We start from the raw sequence: 16,626 nt of genomic DNA, 5'->3' as shown, positions 1-16,626 counted from the left end.
AGCAAGGCTATAGCCGCTTGATCGCCGTCACTTCGCATCCCGCTGCCTTGATCCGTGCGATGGCTTCGCGCGTGTTCTCCACCACCGTCGCCATGTGATGCGCGTTGGCATGCACGATGGTGTCGGCGTCGCGGACGATCGCGACATGGCCTTTCCAGAAGATCAGGTCGCCGCGCTGCAGCCGCTTTATCTCGTCCGCACTCAAGGCCCGGCCAAGGCTATCCTGCTGCATGTCACTGTCGCGCGGGCAGCCGGTGCCGGCGGCATTGAGCGAGACCTGGACGAGGCCGGAGCAGTCGATGCCGAGCGAACTCTTGCCGCCCCACAGATAGGGCGTACCGACGAAGCGCTCGGCGACCGCGACGAAATCCTGCTCGCTTCCCTCGAGGCTGCCGACATGGTGGCGCGGCAGATAGAGGCCTTCGCACGTCACGGCGAAGGTGCCATCGTCGCGCGTGACCGTAACCTTGGCGCCCATCGGCAGCGTCTCGGCCGGCGGTAGTTTGATTGAGGGGCCGGGGAACGCGAACGTTCGTAGCACGGTGACCTTGTGCGTCGGCGCGGCGCCAGGCGTGGCGAGTGCGGCATCGGGAATCCAGCCGACATAACCGTCGCTGCCGAGTTGCCCCCAGGCAAAGCCTTCGCCGTTCCGATCATAGACCGTGACGCGTTCGCCCTTCAGCGCCTGCGTCGACAGCATGGCGTCTGACGCAGGCTGCTCGCGCAGCGGCGCGATCGCTTCGGTTACGCAAAATTCCTCGCCTTCCACGAAGCGCGCAGCTTGCACCTTGCCTTCGAGATATTTTGCGGCGACTTCGGGCCGTGCAGGTGTCAGGCGCGGATCATGCATAGCGTTCGCTCAAGACTTTGTAGATCGCGCGCGCGGCCTGGCATTCGCCGCCTTCGGGGCGCGCGGGTTTTGCGGACGGCGTCCAGCCGTAGATATCGACATGCAGCCAACTCTTCGCATCGGTGACGAAGCGCTGCAGAAACAGCGCGCAGGTGATCGAGCCGGCAAAGGTGCCGCTTGGCGCGTTGTTGATGTCGGCGACCTTCGAATCCAGCCAGGAATCATAGGGCGGCCACAGCGGCATTCGCCACAACGGATCGTTCTCCCGCTTCGCATGGCTTGCCACGCTTTCGGCCAGCGTCTCATCATGGGTGTAAAAGGGCGGTAAATCCGGCCCCAGCGCCACGCGCGCCGCGCCCGTCAGGGTGCCGAGGTCGATCAGAAGATCCGGCTTCTCCTCGTCCGCCAGCGCCAGCGCATCCGCGAGCACCAGCCGCCCCTCGGCGTCGGTGTTGCCGATCTCGACCGTCGGCCCCTTGCGCGACTTGAAGATGTCGAGGGGGCGGAAGGCGTTGCCGGCGACCGCATTCTCGACCGCGGGGATCAGGACGCGCAGCCGCACTTTCAGCTTCGCGTCCATCACCATCTGCGCGAGCGCCAGCACGTTGGCGGCGCCGCCCATATCCTTCTTCATGATCAGCATGCCGCTGGATGGCTTCAAATCGAGCCCGCCGGTATCGAAGCAGACGCCCTTGCCGACCAAGGTCACTTTGGGATCGGCGGGATCGCCCCAATGGAGGTCGATCAGGCGCGGAGCGCGCGCCGAGGCCATGCCGACGGCGTGGATCAGCGGAAAATTCTGTTTCAGGAGATCGTCGCCGATGATGCAGCTGAAGCTGGCGCCGAAGCGCGCCGCCAGCGCCTCGGCGGCATCCGCCAGCTGCTCCGGTCCCATGTCGTTCGACGGCATGTTGATCAGGTCGCGAGCCAGCGCTGCCGCTTCCGCCATTCGCGCAATATCGCCGACATCGACGCCTTCGGGCGGCGCCAGCCGGACGTCTGATGTCTCCGCCTTGCGATAGCGGCCGAAACGGTAGCTGCCCAGCGCAAAGGCGAGCGTCGCCAGCCGCAGGTCATGCGGCGCATTGGCGAAGCGATAGACGCCGGGCGGCAAGAGCCCGGGCAGCGCGCCAGGCCGGAACAGGTCGCGAGACTTGGCGGTCTCATCCTCCAGCCCGAACACGACCTGCGCAATCTGGCCGTCGGGTGCGGGCAGCGTCAGGCATTTGCCGGGCTTGGCGGTGAAATCATTGGCAGCCGCAAACTGCCGGGCCTGCTCGGGAAGCTCTTTCGCAATCGCGCCCCAGGTCGTCTTGGTCGCGAAGGTGATCGGAATGGCGGGAGCGGTGGCCGCGGCCTCGAACAGGGATGGCATGCTTATCTCGCGAAGGGGACGGGGCAGGGCGGGATGGTGAAGCTGGCATAGCACGGCCGATTAACCGGCCGTTAGGGTTAACAGTCTATTGCTCGCTTGTTCGGTTCCCTCCGTCAGCCATTTTCGGTGAGTTGCCATGCGTCGACCGTCCAGCCATGTCGGGTCCCTTGCCGGATCGCTCGCCCGGTTCCTCACCACCGCGGCCGCAACTGCGATGCTGGCCACTGGCCTTGGCGGCTGCCAGACCATGTCCGACATCACGGGGTCGCTGAACTCGTCATCGTCAAAGGCACAGGCTGTTCCCGAGGATCCGCGCCGTGCGGCGGAAGTTTATGGCGAGCGGTATCGCGCCAATCCCAAGGACGCCGAGGCGGCGCTGGGTTACGGCCAGGCACTCCGCGCCACCGGACAGCGGGAGCAGGCCGCCGCGGTACTCGAACAGGCCACCATCGCCCATCCCAGCAACAAGGCATTGCTTGCCGCTTACGGCCGCGCGCTCGCTGACAATGGCAATTCGCAGGCAGCCTTCGATGTGCTCAGCCGCGCCCATTCGCCGGCCAATCCGGACTGGCGCATCCTTTCGGTGCAGGGCACCACGCTCGACAAGATGGGCAAGCACGAGGAGGCCCGTCGCTATTATGCGAGCGCCCTGAAGATCGTGCCGGAAGAGCCCTCGGTGCTGTCCAATCTCGGCCTCTCCTACATGCTGACGCGGGAATTGCCGCAGGCCGAGGAGACGCTGCGGCGGGCCTATTCCAATCCGCGCGCCGATGCAAGGGTGCGGCAGAACCTGGCGCTCGTCGTCGGCCTGCAGGGCCGCTTCGCGGAAGCAGAAACCATCGCCAAGGGTGATCTGCCGGCCGAGGAGGCCGCTGCCAACGTGGCCTACTTACGAGAAATGCTGAGCCGCAAGGACAAGGACAATTCGCGTCCGCCCGGCCGCAAGGCAGCCGTTCCGGTCGCAGCGCTCGACCGACCCGATTGAGCAGCAAGCTGGTCTCGCAAGCTGCCGAGCCGATTCACCTCGGCGAAGCGATCATGCATGCAATGATTTCGGTGCCCGCCTTCGAACCTGCGGTGTCCGCAGCCGTCGGCATGGGCGCCGATCAAGGTGAAATACGTCGCCGATCCGATCGGTAGCAGGTCGTGGATCTGCCTACGCATCTCAGCAATCGCATCGAAGCTGTCGCGACGGTCCGAAGGCCCCGAACCGCAACGTCGCAAGGGGCGGGACACCCGCGCGCAAGGAACGTCCTGTTCTTGACTCGAAGAGCCGGCGCGGCGCGCGCCGCCCCGGTCGTCTCACGGCATCATCTGGAGCTTGATGTAGGTCGGTCCGAGAATGACAATGAACAGGCACGGCAGGAAGAACAGGATCATCGGCACGGTCAGCTTCGGCGGCAATGCAGCGGCCTTCTTCTCGGCCTCGGTCATGCGCATATCGCGGTTTTCCTGGGCCATCACGCGCAGGCTCTGGCCGAGCGGGGTGCCGTAGCGTTCCGACTGCATCAACGCCAGACAGACCGACTTGACGCCCTCGAGGCCGGTGCGCTTGGCGAGGTTCTCGTAAGCCACCTTGCGGTCCTGCAGGTAGGATAGTTCCGCCGTGGTCAGCGCGAATTCCTCCGACAGCGCGATCGATTGCGAGGCGATTTCGGTCGAGACCTTGCGGAAGGCGACTTCGACGGACATGCCGGATTCGATACAGATCAGCAGCAGGTCGAGCGCGTCGGGAAAAGCGCGCCGGATCGAGAGTTGACGCTTGCTGATGGCGTTCTGAAGGAACAGCATCGGCGCCTGCAGGCCGAGATAGGCGGCGCCAATGCAGATGCCGATCTTGATCGTCAGCGGCTTGTCGAGCGGCGTGATCACGAAGATGTAGAGCGCTGTGGCGAGGAACAGCGCGATCGGTGTCACCGCGCGGGCGAACAGGAACGTGACATAGGGCGCCTGGCCGCGATAGCCGGCCATCACCAGCTTGTCGCGCGCGGCTTCCTGCGCCAGCCACTTGGTCAGGTTGAAGTCTTCCACCACCTTGGAGACGATCTGCTTCGGGGTTTGCCGCAGCGACACCTTCTCCGATTTGTTGAGGCGCTCGCGCTCGCGCTGCCGCAGCCGCTCGCGTTCGCTGGCTACCGCCTTCATGCGCTTGGCAAGACCCTCGCCGGCGAACAGCGGCATGATCAGCGTATAGGCGGTCGCACTCGCCGCAATGGCGGCGAGCAGCATGGTCATGAACCGCGCGTCGTGCATCTTGGTGATCAGAAAATCAATCATGGCCGCACCGTCAGAAATCGAAATTGATCATTTTCTTCATCACCAGGACGCCGATCGTCATCCAGCCGACGCAGCACAGCAGCATGAACTGGCCGAGGGGGGTGGTCCAAAGCAGCGAGATGTAGTCCGGCGTCGAAATCCAGACCAACAGCATCACGGCCGGTGGCAGCGAGCCGATAATGCCCGCGGAGGCCTTGGCTTCCGTCGACATCGCCTGGATCTTTTCCTTCATCTTCTTGCGGTCGCGCAGCACCTTGGAGAGGTTACCCAGCGCTTCCGACAGGTTGCCGCCGGATTTCTGCTGGATCGCGACCACGATGCCGAAGAAGTTTGCCTCCGGCAGCGGCATCCGCTCGTACAGCCGCGCGCAGGCTTCGCCGAGCGGCATGCCGATAGTCTGGGTTTCGATGATGGCGTTGAACTCGCTCCTGAGCGGCTCCGGCGAGTCGGCGGCGACCACCTTGATCGATTCGAACAGCGGCAGACCGGCCTTGATGCCGCGCACGATGACGTCGACGGCGTCGGGCAGCGCCTTCAGAAACGCCGTCTCGCGGCGCTTCTTGAGATAGCTGAGCAGCCAGCGCGGCAGGCCGAGGCCCGCGGCGAAAGCCATCACCACGGCGCCGAGCAGCGAGCCTCCGACGACGAATGCGATGACGAATCCAACCGCGCCGAGAACGCCGGACACCATCCAGAATTTCTGCGTCGTCCAGGATCCGAGACCCGCCTGGGTAAGACGGGTAGAGAGGCTGACGGACTTGTCCTTCTTGTGGCGCGCCTCGAGCTCCTTCAGCGATCCCTCGACCTGCTCGCGGCGGGAACGCTGGGTCTTCTCGGCCTGTCGCGCCGGAGCGTCGTTGCGAGCGATCGAGGCGCGGCGGGATTCCGCCTTCCGCTCGCCTGAGAGCATCGGATAGATGAATACCCACGCCAGGCCGCCGATGGCGGTGGCGGCAAGAAAGGCCAGTGCGAGTGTCTGCATACTCTATCGCCCCTCAACCCTTGTCGGTGACTTCGGCGGCATCGAGCGCGGCGGCAAGCCGCTTCTCCTCGTTGTAATACCGCGCCCGTTCCCAGAACTTCGGACGTCCGATGCCAGTCGAGCGGTGCCGTCCGATGATCTTGCCGTTGGCGTCCTCGCCGACGATGTCGTACAGGAACAGGTCCTGCGTGATGATGGTGTCGCCTTCCATGCCCATCACTTCGGTGATGTGGGTGATGCGGCGTGAACCGTCGCGCAGGCGCGCCGCCTGCACGATGACGTCGATCGAGGCGCAGATCATCTCGCGGATGGTGCGCGATGGCAGCGAGAAGCCGCCCATGGTGATCATGGATTCGCAGCGCGACAGCGCTTCGCGGGGGTTGTTGGCGTGCAGCGTGCCCATCGAGCCGTCGTGGCCGGTATTCATGGCCTGCAGGAGGTCGAACGCCTCGGGTCCGCGGACTTCGCCGACGATGATGCGTTCGGGGCGCATACGCAGGCAGTTGCGGACCAGTTCGCGCATCGTGACCTGGCCTTCGCCTTCGATGTTGGGCGGGCGGGTTTCCAGCCGCACCACGTGGGGCTGCTGCAGTTGAAGTTCGGCGGCGTCCTCGCAGGTGATGACGCGCTCGTCATGCTCGATGTACTGGGTCAGACAGTTGAGCAGCGTGGTCTTGCCGGAGCCGGTGCCGCCAGAGATCAGCACATTGCAGCGAACGCGGCCGATGATCTGCAGGATCTGCGCGCCCTCCGGCGAGATCGCGCCGAACTTGACCAGCTGATCAAGCGTCAGCTTGTCCTTCTTGAACTTACGAATGGTAAGCGCAGGGCCGTCGATCGCCAGCGGGGGAACGATGGCGTTGACACGGCTGCCGTCGGCGAGGCGGGCGTCGCAGATCGGCGAGGATTCGTCGACGCGCCGGCCGACCTGGCTGACGATGCGCTGACAGATGTTGAGGAGCTGCTGGTTGTCGCGGAAGCGGATGCCGGTCTTCTGGATCTTGCCGCCGACTTCGATGAATACCGTGCCGGCGCCGTTGACCATGATGTCGGCGATGTCGTCGCGCGATAGCAGCGGCTCCAAGGGGCCGTAGCCGAGCACGTCGTTACAGATGTCGTCGAGCAGCTCTTCCTGCTCGGCAATCGACATCACGATATTCTTGATCGCGATGATCTCGTTGACGATATCGCGGATTTCCTCGCGCGCCGATTCGCCGTCGAGCTTTGCGAGCTGCGCGAGGTCGATCGCCTCGATCAGCGCGCCGAAGATGGTCGCCTTGACCTGATAGTAATTATCGGACCGTGCCGCTGCGGCAGCAGCGGCGGCCGGCTGCGGCTTGGCGGGGGCGATCGGCGGCGAGGCGACGGTCGGCGCGGCGACCTCGCGCATTGGGGCCGCGGCGGGAGCCGGCTCCGGCGCCTGTAAGGCGGGCTTCAGCGCCCGAATATCATCATTTCCGCTACGCTTACCGAACACGATGGCACTCCACGCGGGCGACCTACTTCTTGGCCCGCAACTTCTCGATCAAAGGCGACAGCAACGAACTTTTCGGCTTCTTGGTTTCGCCGCGGCCGGTGAGCCGCTGCGCAATCTGCAGGAAGATCTCGGTGGTGCGATGGGTTGCGGAAATTTCCGCGATCATCTGGCCGTTGTTGGCGGCCGAACCGAAGATTTGCGGCTCGAACGGGATCGTGGCGATCGGATGATTCTCGATCGCCTTGGCGAACTCGACGGCGGGGATTTCCGGGCGCTTGGGGATGCCGACCTGGTTGAGGCAATAGAGCGGGGCGCGATCGTTCGGCCGCGACGCCTTCAGAAGATCGAAGATGTTCTTGGTATTGCGCAGATTGGCAAGATCCGGCGCGGCGACGATCAGGATGTCGTCGGCCGCAATCAGGGCGCGCTTGGTCCATCCCGACCATTGATGCGGAACGTCAAGCACGATGCAGGGCATCGTGGTGCGCAGCGTATCGAAGATCGAATCGAATGCCTCCGCGCCGAAATCGTAGACCCGGTCCAGCGTCGCCGGCGCCGCCAGCAGGCTGAGATGGTCGGTGCATTTCGACAAAAGGCGATCGAGGAACGCAGTATCGATCCGGTCGGGCGAGAACACCGCATCCGCGATGCCCTGGGCCGGATCCTGGTTGTAGTCGAGGCCAGCGGTGCCGAAGGCGAGGTCGAGATCGGCGACCACCGAATCCAGCGCCAGATCGCGCGCGATCGCCCAGGCGACGTTGTGGGCGACAGTGGAGGCGCCGACACCACCCTTGGCGCCGACGATGGCAATGATGCGGCCGACGGCCTTGGCTTCCGGTGACGAGAACAGGTTGCAGACCGAACGCACGACGTCGATGGCGGTGACCGGGGCGATGACATAGTCGCTGACGCCGCGGCGGACCAACTCGCGATAGAGCATGACGTCGTTGACGCGTCCGATCACGATCACACGGGTGCCGGCGTCGCAGACGGTGGCGAGCTGGTCGAGGCCGGCGAGAATGTCATTGCGGCCTTCGGTCTCCAGGATGATGACGTTCGGGGTCGGGGCCGCGCGATAGGCCTCGATGGCGGCGGCCATGCCGCCCATCTGGATCTTGAGATGAGCCTTGCCGAGGCGGCGGTCTTCGCCTGCCGACTGCACGGCGGCTGCGGTTTCCACGGTCTCGCAGAAGGCCTGCACCGACACCCGCGGCGCCGGCGCGATGTGATCCTCGGTCGACGGCGCCGTGATATCTGGCTGCTGCGGTTCTGTGTTGCGCGAGTAAGTGATCATTTGCCGGTATCGCTAAGTTTGGCCTTGTCGCTCTCGGGATAGGTCGTCGCGGTCGTAGTACCCTTGCGATATTTGTCGAAGGCTATGGTGCGGCGTGGTGTAAAGGCCGGAGTTTCGGCACGCGGCTGCACGAGATCCGACGGGTTGTCGACCATCGAGGCCAGATTGCGCTGATTGGCGCAGCCCAAATTGTAGTACTGCTTATTGTCGAAATAGCTCTTGTTGTTGATCGAGGGGCCGATGTCCTCCGGCCACAGCCCGCACGGGCCGGCCACCGCCGAAATCTTCGGATAGTTGAGGCGGATCGCCGCCATATGCCTGGGATCTTCGGGGCGATACTGGCGGACATTGATCGCGCGCGGCGGCACGCCGGCGGCGGCGAGGGTCGCCTGGATCTCGCGCAACGAATCCTCCGCCGCCCGCGCGTTCGGCGTATTGACGGGAACGTCGATGCTGATGACGCCGGTGCCTTCCCGCATCCAGGTCTGACCCAGATACATCACATCGGCGCGCTGGGGAGCGGTAAGGCCGCCGCGGCCGCGTCCGACGAAAACGACGATCGACTGGTCGGCTTCCTGCACCGCGATCGGATGCCGCAGGCGATAGTCGCCGGGCACGCTCGCCGTCGTCACGACGTCGCTCGAGTGCTTGCAGGCGCCGAGTGCCATGGCAAGGCCGATCAGCGCTCCCGTCAGGCAGAGGGGGCGCCTGATATCGGCGGGCCGCTTTGATTTCATCCAGAGTGTCATCGTCCCCGCCTCAGTCCGTAATAAAGCCGTAGGTGCCGCGATAATTCCGGGCCTTTTCGACCCGGCCCGGAACGCCGTAGATGCGATTGATGCTGCCGAGCAGATCGGATTGCGGATCGGATGCGCTGGCAAAGCCATCATCGGGACGCGACAAATCCTTCTGTGCCACCGCACGCACCACATAGGGCGTGACCAGAACGACCAGTTCGGTCTGGTTGTTGATGAAGTCGCGGCTTCGGAACAGCGTGCCGAGAATCGGCAATTGCGCCAGGCCGGGCAGGCCGTTGATCGCCTGCTTGGTCTGGTCCTGGATCAGGCCGGCCATCGCCATCGCGCCGCCGGACGGAATTTCCAACGTCGTCTCGGCGCGGCGGGTCTTGATCGAGGGAATTGTCGTTCCGCCTGCGCCGCCGGTGAGAGCGTTCTCGGACGAGACTTCCGACACTTCGGTCATGACTCGAAGGCTGATCCGTCCTTCCGTCAGCACGACCGGCGTAAAGTTGAGGGAAATGCCGAATTTCTTGAAGCTGACTGTCTGGACGCATTGTCCGATGCCGCCGGACGCTGTTGTTTGGCAGGTCACGCCGGTCGGTATTGGAAATTCGCCGCCCGATATAAAAGTTGCGGACTCGCCCGAAATGGCCGTGAGGTTAGGTTCGGCAAGGGTCCGCACCACGCCGGCGCTTTCCATCGCGCGCAGCGTCGCCCGCACGGATGGTCCCCCGCCGAAAGTCCCTTGAATGCCATTGCCGGCGACGAGCGGCGCATTGTTGGCGGTAAACGGGTTGTTGTTGACGAACGAAACAACGGATGTGCCGTAAGTCATGCTGGCGGCGAGATCGATGCCCAACTGCTTGATGATTGAACGCTGGACTTCAGCAAGCGTGACTTTCAACATCACCTGGTCACGGCCGCGAACTGCGATCGAATTGACGAGCTTTTCATTGCCGCCCACCAGGCGGGCGGCAATATCGGCGGCCTGCTGCGCTTCGACTGGAGTTGCCGCGGTGCCGGTCAGGACCACGCCGTCGCCAATGCCTTCAACGTTGATGTCCGAATTCGGCAGCGACTGCTTCAGCGCGGCGCGCACGCCGTTGAGGTCGCGCTTGACTGCGATGTCATAGGCCGCGATCTGCGCGCCTGTGGAATCGAAAAAGACGATATTGGTCTGGCCGACCGCTGCGCCGATGATATAGGCGCGCTGGGTCGAGCGGACCACCGCGTTGGCGATCTTCGGGTCGGCGACCAGCACGTCCTTGATCTCCCGCGGCAGGTCGATCACGATCGATTTGCCGATCCCGAGCGAAACGAACCGCGCATTCATCTGACCGTCGGCTGCGATCGGCGCGGCGCGATAATCGCTAGCCAGCACCGGCGTCAGCGCCGGATTGAGCGTGAGAGCAGCTACGGCCGAAAACGACAGGGCGCGGACGATGAACGTTCGCATCATCGGCTGAATTTCCCTGCACTTCATATCGTGCGTCCTTTCGGTCACTTCTGCATCGTCTGCTGGCTGGCAACGCCGTAACGGACGACATTAAGGTTTTCGCCGCGTTTGTTGAGGTGTGTTTCGTCAGGCTCGACTGCGTTGATGTCGGCAATGCTGCGCAGCGCCAGCGTCAGCGAGCCGCTCTGGCGGGAGCGCGCCAGCGTCTCGGCCTGCTCGGGCTTCAGCTCGAGAGTCACGGTCTTGCCGACCAGCGAGCTGGCGCCTTCCTTCTCCTTCGGCGCCTGGTCGATCGCGAGAACGCGGATATTGCTGAGAATGATCTCCGAACTGGAGACATCCGGGCCCCTGCCGTCTGGATTCTTCTCGCGTTTGGTAAGGATGACGTCGACGCGATCGTTCGGCAGGATGAACCCGCCGGCGCCGGTTTCAGGCGAAATTTCGGTGGAAATGGCCCGGTAGCCTGCAGGCAGGATCGCTGCCATGAAGCCGGAGCCGTCGGCCTTCACCAGCTTCTGCTCGCGTATAGGCTCGCCCGCGATGAACGGCGAGCGCGCGATCGAGCCGGTGATCTCCTTGACCGCATCGGCCTTGCTGGCGCGGCTGATGAAATTGCTGCTGGCGGTCGCGGCCGGCCAGGTCTGCCATTGCAGATCGTCCGGCTTGACCGACTGGCCGAGGCCGATATCCGATTTTGCGACGAGAATATCGACGGTCTGCATCTGCACGACCTGTTGGGCCGTTGCAGACTTGTCGTCGGACCCGCTGGCGAGATATGCGGCAATGCCGCCGGCGCCGATGGCGATCGCCAGGACCACGATGCGTGGCTTATTCATACGCTTCACTTTCCACATTACGCCGCGACGCTTCCGTCGCCGTGATGGGAGTTGACCAGCTATTCGTCAAAGCATGGTTAATGAGGCGTGTGTAAATTGCCTTAACGGAAAGTTAGCGACGCTATCAGCGCATGGCGAGATGCGCGAGGTCGACCGCCTTGATCCATTCGGTCTCCGGATAGACGATCAGCGCCCCGAGCGCGAGCGCGATGCCATAGGGGATTCCGCTTTCCTTGTCGTGCAGACGGCTCAGCCAGGCCTGTCTCGTGAGCAGGGCAGGCAGCGGCCATTGCCTGAACTGAATCAGCAAGACTGTCAGCGCTCCGCCGAGCAGCGAGACATAGAGCAGGTAATTGAGCAGATGGTCGAAGCCGAACCAGAGCGCCACGCTGGCTGCGACTTTGGCGTCGCCGCCTCCGATCCACCCCATCGCAAAGCAGGCAAAGGCCACCACCAGGACGGTCGCGCCGGCGCCGAAATGCATCAGGATATCGTGCAGGCCCATGCCGCCTAACACCGCAAGGGCGACGAAGCCGGCGATCAGCGCCAGCGACACCCGGTTCGAAATCGTCATCGTGAACAGGTCGCTTGCGGCCGCGAAAGCCATCAGCGCCGGAAACAGCAGGAGGCGGGCGGTATCGAGGATCATGAATTCACGCTTGCTGCGGTTGACCGGGATCCAGGCTCCGGCCGAGCCTAGCCAGGAGAAATGAACAATCGGGAAACGCCGGAATTCGCTGGTGGTCGCCGCATCCGGCGATGCTTGCCGTATCCGGCGCGGCGGCATTGCAGAAACGAAAAAGGCCCCGGCTTGCCGGGGCCTTTGGCGATTGATCGCAACCGTCGCTTACTTCAGCGAGTTCGAGATCGAAACGAAGTTCGTCGACAGCTTGCCGCCGAGGCCGTTGACGGCGGAGATGATCGCGATCGCGATGCCGGCGGCGATCAGGCCGTATTCGATGGCGGTAGCGCCGGACTCATCCTTCACGAAACGCGAAATGAGATTCTTCATAGATGATAGCTCCTGTGTACACGTGGCTGGTCGAACTTAAGTTTGGTCTTGCCGGCGTTCTCAGCACCGCGACCATGCCGTCACCGTAGGGTGCGACAATTTCGACGCAGTTAATTCGACCGTGCAAAAATGCCAGGAACTTGCTGTTATTGAGCACAGTAAACGTCGCATTAAGGCGTTCGATAAAACGCGAGCGCGACTTCGCCAATCGTTCGTTGCACTCGCGCGCCTTAGCGCTCGACTCCTTTGATTCACGGCTCCTTAAGCGCGAGCAGATACGCCTGAGGTCTCCAATCGAGCGAGGCCGCAATGTCCAGCATGCCAATGGAAGTCATCGAGGTAATCGGCCAGACGATGACGAAGGTCATTCCGGTCACGGTCGTGCTCGCAGTCGTCTTCACGGTACTTTCGCATTTCTGGGCATGCAATCCGGGTAAACCCTGGTGGCGCAAACGCGAGCTCGCTACCGACATCTGCTACTGGTTCTTCGTGCCGGTATTTGCGCGCATCTTGCGCATCGGACTGTTGGTGCTCGGCGCCGCAATCATCTTCAACATTCACGAGCCGGACGAACTAATCGCATTCTACGACAACGGTCATGGACCGCTGGCGCAGCTTCCGCTCTGGGTGCAGGCGATATTGTTTCTCGTCGCGTCCGACTTCATGCTGTACTGGCTGCACCGCATGTTTCACAGCGGCGGCTTCTGGAAATATCACGCGATCCATCACTCCTCCGAGGATCTCGAGTGGATCTCCGCGGCGCGGTTTCATCCCGTCAATCTGTTCATCGGAACGATCCTGGTTGATGTCATCCTGCTGATCGCGGGCATCTCCCCCAACATCATGCTGTGGGTCGGGCCGTTCACCACCTTCCACTCCGCCTTCGTCCACGCCAACCTGAACTGGACGCTCGGACCGTTCAAATATGTGCTTGCCACGCCGGTCTTCCACCGCTGGCATCACACATCGCTCGAAGAGGGCGGCGATACCAATTTCGCGGGCACCTTCCCAATCTGGGACATCCTGTTCGGCACGTTCCGCATGCCTGAGAACCGGCTGCCCGAAAGTTACGGGGTGGACGATCAGGCGATTCCTGCCGAAATCGGTGGCCAATTGGCCTATCCGTTCCGTCAATAATCCGGCTGGCTGTTTCGCATGAGCACCGAAGCCGGCGTGATCCAGCGTGAGAAGGTCTTCAGCCTTGCCGACGTGCCGGCATGGCTCTGGGTCGGCATCGGCGTTTACGCTTCGGTGCTGATCTGCGGACAGGCGCTTCTCAATGATTCCGACACCTACTGGCAGATCGCGGTGGGCCAGTGGATCCTCGATCACCACGCAATGCCGCGCGTCGACATCTATTCCTTCACCAAGGCGGGCGAGCCGTGGACATCATCCTCCTGGCTAGCCCAGGTGCTTTATGCGGTGAGCTACGAGCTGGCGGGGTGGGCCGGACCGGTGGTGCTCGCTTCGATCAGTATTGCCGCGACCTTCGCATTCCTCGTTCATATTCTCGGGCGCCGTATCTCGGCGGCTTATGCGGTTGCCATTGCGATGGTGGTGATGGCGCTTTGTCTGGGGCATTTTCTGGCGCGTCCGCACATCTTGGCGTTGCCGGTCATGCTGGCGTGGGCGCACGGGCTGCTATCGGCGAGCGAGCGCGGCGAGGCGCCGTCGCCATGGCTGCTTCCGTTGATCGCGCTGTGGGCGAACCTGCACGGCGGGTTCGTGTTTGGCCTGGTGCTGGTGGGTGCGTTCGCGCTTGATGCGCTGTGGAATGTCGAGCGCGCACAGCGAAGGCCGCTGATGCTGCGCTGGGCGGCGTTCGGCGTCGGGGCGCTGGTGGCCTGCTGTGCCACGCCATACGGCTGGGGATCGATCCTCGCCGCGCGCAAGATTCTCGATCTCGGCGAACTGCTGCGTCTGATCTATGAATGGATGCCGGCGGACTTCAGCAAATTCAGCACGTTCGAGCTGGTGATCCTGGCGCTGATCGCGGGCGCGCTTTACAGCGGCGTCAAGCTCACGCCGCCGCGGATTGCGCTGGTGCTGGGCCTCTTGCACATGGCGCTGTCGCATGTGCGCAATATCGAGATATTTGCGTTGTTGCTGCCGATCGTCGTGGTCGCGCCTGTTGCATCGCAGTTCGCACTGCGGCCGGCATGGCCGGTTCGCGCCACCGTCCCGGCGGGGGTGATGGCAGCGATTGTGGTCCTGCTCGGCGGCTGGACTTGGCTACTCGCGGTCAACACCCGCTTTGCGCCGCCCGAAAGCCAGTCGCCGGCCGCGGCCGTCGATGTGCTGAAAGCGCACAATCCCAAGCGCGTTCTCAACGATCTGCCGTTCGGCGGCTATCTGATCTGGCGGCAGATCCCCGTATTCGTCGACGGACGCGCCGAGCTCTACGGCGAAGCGTTCGACATGGCCTTTTACCGCGCCATGCAGCTCAAGGACGTCAACGGGCTCCTTGCCATGCTGAAGAAGTGGGACATCGACGCCGTGCTGCTGACGCCGCACACCCCGGCGGTCGGCCTGCTCGACAATATCGGCGGCTGGCGGCGCGCCTACGCCGACGAGAACGCGGTGTTGCACGTTCGCACCGCCAACTGATCCGGCCGGCTTCACGAACTGGCAAGCGAGCCGCGATTCTGCTACGCGGGCTGGATGAACCTGCCGGTCGAAATCATCGAGATGCTGGGCCAGACCTTGGCCAAGGTGGTGCCCGTCACGATCGCGCTGGCGCTGGTGTTCTCGGTGCTGGCGCATTTCTGGGCCTGCAATCCGGGCCCGCCCTGGTGGCGCAAGCGCGAACTCGTCACCGACATCTGCTACTGGTTTCTGGTGCCGCTGTTCGCGCGCGTCTTCCGCATCGGTCTGTTGGTGCTCGGCGCCGCGCTACTGTTCGGGATCCAAGACGCCGACGCGCTGATCGCCTTCTACGACAACGGCCATGGTCCATTATCGCGGCTGCCGCTGTGGCTGCAGGCGATCCTGTTTCTGGTCGCAGCCGATTTCATGATGTACTGGCTGCACCGCATGTTTCACGGCGGCGGCTTCTGGAAGTATCATGCCATCCACCACTCGTCGGAAGATGTGGACTGGATTTCGGCGGCGCGCTTCCACCCCGTCAACCTGCTGCTCGGCACCATCGGGGTCGATGTCGCGCTGCTGCTGGCCGGGATTTCGCCGGGCGTGATGCTCTGGCTCGGGCCGTTCAACATCTTCCATTCGGCCTTCGTGCACGCCAACCTGAACTGGACCCTTGGCCCGTTCAAATACGTCGTGGCGACGCCGGTATTCCACCGCTGGCACCACACCGCCCGCGCGGAGGGCGGCGACACCAATTTTGCCGGCACTTTTCCGCTCTGGGATGTTCTGTTCGGCACGTTCCGAATGCCGCAGGATCGCCTGCCGGACCAGTACGGCCTGGACGACCCATCCACATTCCCCCGCGAAATCCTGGGACAACTGGCCTATCCGTTCCGCAAATAGGGCGAGCCGCGCCAAAACAAGTAGGCACCGCTTCTCCCTTGGGACAAAGGCGAAGCGCTTGCCCGGAGATTCCCTGGTCAGGGGGACGGCGGCCGCGGATTTCTTGTCCCACTCCGGGGCCTATTTGCCCTTTGTTCATGAATTGTCGTCAGATTCACGGCGTCGGGCGCCGGTTCCGCTGCGTATCGCCACTGCCGGCTTGTTGATGCCCCGGGGTAAAGTATGTCGTTCAAGTCCCAGCGTATTGGATTGTGTTCCCTAGTCGCAGGCATCCTGCTGTGGCCGGCTGTCAGCCTGGCCGCGCCCGATCCGGATCGCATCGCCGTCTATGTCGACCAGGCAAAGCTCGTAAAGCTTCCTGCCAAGGTCTCTACCATCGTGGTTGGAAATCCGCTGATTGCGGACGTGACCCTGCAGAGCGGCGGCATCGTCGTCGTGACCGGCAAGGGCTACGGCGCGACCAATTTCATCGCCATGGATCGCAGCGGCGAGGTGCTGGTGGACCGCCAGATTCAGGTCGAAGGCCCGCCCGATCAACTCGTCACCGTGTATCGCGGCGTCGAACGGGAATCCTATAGCTGCATGCCGATCTGCCAGCGCCGCGTTACCCTCGGCGACGGCGACGGCTACTTCAGGACTGCCATCGGTCAAGCCGGTTCGCTCTCCGGCCAGGCCGCGGGAGCCGCGGCGATTGGCGGCAGGTGAACCCTTTGCGGTAGAACCCGCCGGCGCTCTGCCGGCGCGGTTAAGATGCCCTTAATGGCACGGGTCGGTCTGGCTGGATCGCCCGAAACAATTCAACAATCAGTTTCGGATAGGTTTCTGCGGCAAATCCCCT

At 63.3% G+C, this 16,626-nt stretch carries 16 protein-coding genes; 5 read left to right on the top strand and 11 right to left on the bottom strand.

Annotated elements, in window-relative coordinates; all coding sequences use genetic code 11:
* Window positions 1–7: 7 nt before the first annotated feature.
* Entirely contained in the window at window positions 8–850 is an 843-nt protein-coding gene (locus J6524_RS10505) for a C40 family peptidase (RefSeq protein WP_225670280.1), read from the bottom strand.
* Window positions 843–2,225, bottom strand: a complete 1,383-nt coding sequence (locus J6524_RS10500; protein ID WP_225670279.1) for a leucyl aminopeptidase family protein — start codon at window positions 2,223–2,225, stop codon at window positions 843–845. The genes J6524_RS10505 and J6524_RS10500 overlap by 8 nt, the downstream gene beginning before the upstream one ends.
* Before the next feature lie 136 nt (window positions 2,226–2,361).
* Between J6524_RS10500 and J6524_RS10495 the strand changes: the two genes are divergently transcribed.
* Complete coding sequence (locus J6524_RS10495; RefSeq protein ID WP_225670278.1) at window positions 2,362–3,210, top strand: tetratricopeptide repeat protein; 849 nt, start codon at window positions 2,362–2,364, stop codon at window positions 3,208–3,210.
* 317 nt (window positions 3,211–3,527) lie between these two features.
* Here J6524_RS10495 and J6524_RS10490 read toward each other — a convergent pair whose 3' ends face one another.
* The 9 genes from J6524_RS10490 to J6524_RS10450 all read right to left on the bottom strand — a co-directional run bounded on the left by J6524_RS10490 (window position 3,528) and on the right by J6524_RS10450 (window position 12,299).
* Window positions 3,528–4,502 (bottom strand): type II secretion system F family protein, encoded by a 975-nt coding sequence (locus J6524_RS10490; RefSeq protein ID WP_225670277.1) that lies wholly within the window; start codon window positions 4,500–4,502, stop codon window positions 3,528–3,530.
* Window positions 4,503–4,512: 10 nt separating this feature from the next.
* Complete coding sequence (locus tag J6524_RS10485) at window positions 4,513–5,484, bottom strand: type II secretion system F family protein (RefSeq protein ID WP_225670276.1); 972 nt, start codon at window positions 5,482–5,484, stop codon at window positions 4,513–4,515.
* Window positions 5,485–5,497: 13 nt separating this feature from the next.
* Entirely contained in the window at window positions 5,498–6,961 is a 1,464-nt protein-coding gene (locus J6524_RS10480; protein WP_225670275.1) for a TadA family conjugal transfer-associated ATPase, read from the bottom strand.
* A 22-nt stretch (window positions 6,962–6,983) separates the two neighbouring features.
* Window positions 6,984–8,255, bottom strand: a complete 1,272-nt coding sequence (locus J6524_RS10475) for a CpaE/TadZ family protein (protein WP_225670274.1) — start codon at window positions 8,253–8,255, stop codon at window positions 6,984–6,986.
* Window positions 8,252–8,992, bottom strand: a complete 741-nt coding sequence (locus tag J6524_RS10470) for a CpaD family pilus assembly protein (protein WP_225670902.1) — start codon at window positions 8,990–8,992, stop codon at window positions 8,252–8,254. Before J6524_RS10470 ends, J6524_RS10475 begins: the two co-directional genes overlap by 4 nt.
* A 22-nt stretch (window positions 8,993–9,014) precedes the next feature.
* Window positions 9,015–10,478 (bottom strand): type II and III secretion system protein family protein, encoded by a 1,464-nt coding sequence (locus J6524_RS10465; protein ID WP_225670273.1) that lies wholly within the window; start codon window positions 10,476–10,478, stop codon window positions 9,015–9,017.
* Window positions 10,479–10,495: 17 nt separating this feature from the next.
* The gene (gene cpaB / locus J6524_RS10460; RefSeq protein ID WP_225670272.1) at window positions 10,496–11,287 is read right to left on the bottom strand and encodes a Flp pilus assembly protein CpaB; all 792 of its coding nucleotides are present in this window, start codon (window positions 11,285–11,287) and stop codon (window positions 10,496–10,498) included.
* Window positions 11,288–11,411: 124 nt separating this feature from the next.
* Window positions 11,412–11,936: an A24 family peptidase gene (locus J6524_RS10455; protein ID WP_225670900.1), complete on the bottom strand. Its 525-nt coding sequence runs from the start codon at window positions 11,934–11,936 to the stop codon at window positions 11,412–11,414.
* A 198-nt stretch (window positions 11,937–12,134) separates the two neighbouring features.
* Entirely contained in the window at window positions 12,135–12,299 is a 165-nt protein-coding gene (locus J6524_RS10450; RefSeq protein WP_225670271.1) for a Flp family type IVb pilin, read from the bottom strand.
* 309 nt (window positions 12,300–12,608) lie between these two features.
* On the opposite strand from J6524_RS10450, the gene J6524_RS10445 reads away from it, so the two are divergent.
* From J6524_RS10445 to J6524_RS10430, 4 genes are all read left to right on the top strand, one after another.
* Window positions 12,609–13,436, top strand: a complete 828-nt coding sequence (locus tag J6524_RS10445; RefSeq protein WP_225670270.1) for a sterol desaturase family protein — start codon at window positions 12,609–12,611, stop codon at window positions 13,434–13,436.
* 18 nt (window positions 13,437–13,454) lie between these two features.
* Entirely contained in the window at window positions 13,455–14,906 is a 1,452-nt protein-coding gene (locus tag J6524_RS10440) for a hypothetical protein (RefSeq protein WP_225670269.1), read from the top strand.
* A gap of 54 nt (window positions 14,907–14,960) precedes the next feature.
* On the top strand, window positions 14,961–15,788 hold the full coding sequence (locus J6524_RS10435) for a sterol desaturase family protein (RefSeq protein WP_225670268.1): 828 nt from the start codon (window positions 14,961–14,963) through the stop codon (window positions 15,786–15,788).
* A 222-nt stretch (window positions 15,789–16,010) separates the two neighbouring features.
* Entirely contained in the window at window positions 16,011–16,493 is a 483-nt protein-coding gene (locus J6524_RS10430; protein WP_225670267.1) for a pilus assembly protein N-terminal domain-containing protein, read from the top strand.
* Window positions 16,494–16,626 lie beyond the last annotated feature (133 nt).

This window comes from Bradyrhizobium hereditatis (assembly GCF_020329435.1).
GTDB lineage: Bacteria > Pseudomonadota > Alphaproteobacteria > Rhizobiales > Xanthobacteraceae > Bradyrhizobium > Bradyrhizobium hereditatis.
This window is presented reverse-complemented; position numbering and strand designations above follow the sequence as displayed.

Bases quoted from the DNA above. Each gene is read 5' to 3' on its own strand.
- J6524_RS10505 (WP_225670280.1), bottom strand. From the start codon at position 850: ATGCATGATCCGCGCCTGACACCTGCACGGCCCGAAGTCGCCGCAAAA.
- J6524_RS10500 (WP_225670279.1), bottom strand. From the start codon at position 2,225: ATGCCATCCCTGTTCGAGGCCGCGGCCACCGCTCCCGCCATTCCGATC.
- J6524_RS10495 (WP_225670278.1), top strand. From the start codon at position 2,362: ATGCGTCGACCGTCCAGCCATGTCGGGTCCCTTGCCGGATCGCTCGCC.
- J6524_RS10490 (WP_225670277.1), bottom strand. From the start codon at position 4,502: ATGATTGATTTTCTGATCACCAAGATGCACGACGCGCGGTTCATGACC.
- J6524_RS10485 (WP_225670276.1), bottom strand. From the start codon at position 5,484: ATGCAGACACTCGCACTGGCCTTTCTTGCCGCCACCGCCATCGGCGGC.
- J6524_RS10475 (WP_225670274.1), bottom strand. From the start codon at position 8,255: ATGATCACTTACTCGCGCAACACAGAACCGCAGCAGCCAGATATCACG.
- J6524_RS10470 (WP_225670902.1), bottom strand. From the start codon at position 8,992: ATGAAATCAAAGCGGCCCGCCGATATCAGGCGCCCCCTCTGCCTGACG.
- J6524_RS10465 (WP_225670273.1), bottom strand. From the start codon at position 10,478: ATGAAGTGCAGGGAAATTCAGCCGATGATGCGAACGTTCATCGTCCGC.
- cpaB (WP_225670272.1), bottom strand. From the start codon at position 11,287: ATGAATAAGCCACGCATCGTGGTCCTGGCGATCGCCATCGGCGCCGGC.
- J6524_RS10455 (WP_225670900.1), bottom strand. From the start codon at position 11,936: ATGATCCTCGATACCGCCCGCCTCCTGCTGTTTCCGGCGCTGATGGCT.
- J6524_RS10450 (WP_225670271.1), bottom strand. From the start codon at position 12,299: ATGAAGAATCTCATTTCGCGTTTCGTGAAGGATGAGTCCGGCGCTACC.
- J6524_RS10445 (WP_225670270.1), top strand. From the start codon at position 12,609: ATGTCCAGCATGCCAATGGAAGTCATCGAGGTAATCGGCCAGACGATG.
- J6524_RS10440 (WP_225670269.1), top strand. From the start codon at position 13,455: ATGAGCACCGAAGCCGGCGTGATCCAGCGTGAGAAGGTCTTCAGCCTT.
- J6524_RS10435 (WP_225670268.1), top strand. From the start codon at position 14,961: ATGAACCTGCCGGTCGAAATCATCGAGATGCTGGGCCAGACCTTGGCC.
- J6524_RS10430 (WP_225670267.1), top strand. From the start codon at position 16,011: ATGTCGTTCAAGTCCCAGCGTATTGGATTGTGTTCCCTAGTCGCAGGC.